This is a genomic window from Wolbachia endosymbiont of Drosophila seguyi (assembly GCF_028981765.1).
In the GTDB taxonomy this organism is placed as follows: domain Bacteria; phylum Pseudomonadota; class Alphaproteobacteria; order Rickettsiales; family Anaplasmataceae; genus Wolbachia; species Wolbachia pipientis.
This window is the reverse complement of record NZ_JAPQLM010000132.1, coordinates 1-2,459: the sequence shown is the minus strand read 5'-3', so window position 1 is coordinate 2,459 and position 2,459 is coordinate 1. Positions and strand designations below refer to the sequence as shown.

At 37.5% G+C, this 2,459-nt stretch carries 2 protein-coding genes; one reads left to right on the top strand and one right to left on the bottom strand.

Features of this window, described 5'->3' with window-relative positions:
* Nucleotides 1-353 precede the first annotated feature (353 nt).
* Nucleotides 354-521 (bottom strand): hypothetical protein, encoded by a 168-nt coding sequence (locus OZD62_RS03140; protein ID WP_155975180.1) that lies wholly within the window; start codon nt 519-521, stop codon nt 354-356.
* 203 nt (nt 522-724) lie between these two features.
* Here OZD62_RS03140 and OZD62_RS03135 point away from each other — a divergent pair, with 203 nt between their 5' ends.
* Nucleotides 725-2,020, top strand: a complete 1,296-nt coding sequence (locus tag OZD62_RS03135; protein ID WP_006280467.1) for a Na+/H+ antiporter NhaC family protein — start codon at nt 725-727, stop codon at nt 2,018-2,020.
* The last annotated feature ends 439 nt before the right edge of the window (nt 2,021-2,459 follow it).

The following is a 2,459-nucleotide window of genomic DNA, read 5'->3' as shown; positions in this document are numbered from 1 at the left end:
AAAAAAACGCCATACTTGAAAGTATAATGTAAGTAATTAGCCAACTACGGGGCTTCTTTTGCCTTTTTTTCTGTTTAGTAAATTTCTTAAATATTTATAGCTAAACGACAACCGTCATCCCGCTGCTTGTTAGCGGGATCTAGAGATACCGCGAATGAATCGCGGTATGACGGTTCGCGGTGGCATGACGATAAGCTCGTCATCCCGCTGCTTGTTAGCGGCTAAGGGATACCGCGAAGGGATACTGCGAATGAATCGCGGTATGACGGTTAATTATTCTGCGGCGGTATGACGTAGAGCTCGCGTTAGCTATACTTTTATACTCACCAACTCAGCTGGATCCAAGTAGTCAGCTACTTGGATGACAACCTGTTGAGGCTGCGCTTACACATTCCACTTTCTATGCTCACCAAACAAATTTGCTTACTCGCAGCAAAATTTTCTGGATCCAAGTAGTCAGCTACTCGGATGACATCTTTGTGTTTGAGGCAAAACCAGCTATAACATTTCTTCGCAAACAAATGTTCGTACAGTTGTGCGCGTGATGCTGGAATCTAGACAACAATTAGATCCTATTGTCAAGCAATAAGCTACATGTGTTATTTATTTAGTAGATTAAATATGAAGTTTAAAACTCTGCTATTGACTTCCTGTAGAACTAGTGAAAACCAAACTTGCTTAAAACCACTTAATTAGTTATAGTTATAAGTTTAGGTACAGTAAAATGACAGCTTTTGTCCCCTTGATTATTTTTTTAATCTTGTATCTTGGAAGTGGTGCTTATTTTTCTTTTATCGGAACTGATAATCCACTTCATCAGGTTTCACCAGTAATCTGCTTATTACCAGCACTATTTTTTGCTGTCTCACGTGGTACAAATAAAATTCAGCATAACATCGATACTGTTATCAAGGGCATGGGTGACAAAAACACCCTTACTATGTGTTTAATTTTTTTATTTTCTGGAGCATTTTCTGCGGTGACTCAATCAATCGGTAGCGCAGACACTGTTGCTAATTTAATTCTTAATTTCCTTCCAGCAAGATTACTGCTGCCTGGAGTATTTTTGGCTTCTGCTTTTATTTCAACTGCAATTGGCACATCTATGGGAGTTGTTGCGCTGATGGTACCTATAGCTGTTAATCTGGCAAAAAGTGGAGCTTTTGGTCTCGAAATAGGAACTGCAACTGTAGTAGGTGGTGCCGTGTTTGGCGATAACCTTTCGATGATATCTGATACCACCATTGCATCTGTTTCTTCACAGGAAGCTTCAGCAAAAGATAAACTTAAAATGAACTCTAAAGTTGCACTTATTGCCAGCATTATAACACTCATCTACCTAGCAGTTGCCTCAAATAGTACAAAAATTATTTCTATATCAAATTTAGATTATTATTCTATAATAAAAATTATTCCTTACATTTCTTTAATAATCATGGGGCTGCTTGAAGTCGCCACTTTAGTAACAATAACTATAAACATAATTATTGCTGGTGTGCTAGGAATAACTTTTTTTGACTATGCTATCATTCAATTTCCTCATGACGTGTATGACGGTTTCAAAAAAGTAAACGAAATAGTGATATTTGCTCTATTTATCGGTGGATTGAGCCATATAATGTACAAACAAGGTCAAAAAGCGTTGCATAAACTCATCGATGAAAGCAATATCACAAAAACTAAAGCTGAATTTGTGATAGCAGGAATTGCGTCTATGTTTACTACCTTAGTTGCCAATAATACCATTGCTATTTTACTAAGTGGTGGCATTGCAAAAAGGCTTGCACAAAAACACAGTATTGCGCCACATCGCAGCGCATACTTATTAGATGTTTTTGCTTGTGCTACAAAAGGTATCTTACCTTATGGTTCCCAACTATTGCTAGCAGGTAGCATCGCCTCTGTATCACCTATTTCTTTATTAACACAGGTATATTATTGCTTTATTCTAGCGGCAGTTACAATAGGCGAAATAATCATCAACAGCAGAAAAGAGAAACATTGTGCGGCTGCAACTTAGAGTTTCTCTTTTTTTACCCATAAGGAACGGAATTACTTGACACCCTTCGCCAACCCCCTTATCATGAAACTGAAGCTATTTATTTATCTTCGCAATCTGTGCAGGTTAATGACAAAAAACTTAGGGTATTTGGCGTCTCATGTTTAATTTTTCGCACTACGTGCATCGCATGTCTTTAAAAATTTCTGGGTTTTTACCTATATAAGCCGAAATGCGCTTACAAAGCGTTTAAGACAGCAAAAAACGTCAAATTGACAAGGGAGAATTTGAATGCTAGCTACTACGGGGTTTCTTTGCCTTTTTTCCTGCTTAGTAAATTTCTTAAACACTTGCGGTGTAGGTTAGTTGCAAGTTAAAAGCAGCTAAATCGCTCTTAATCAAGCGTTTTAGAATAAAAAAAACGCCGATATTTTAGTACATAGTAAATAGCCAACCACCA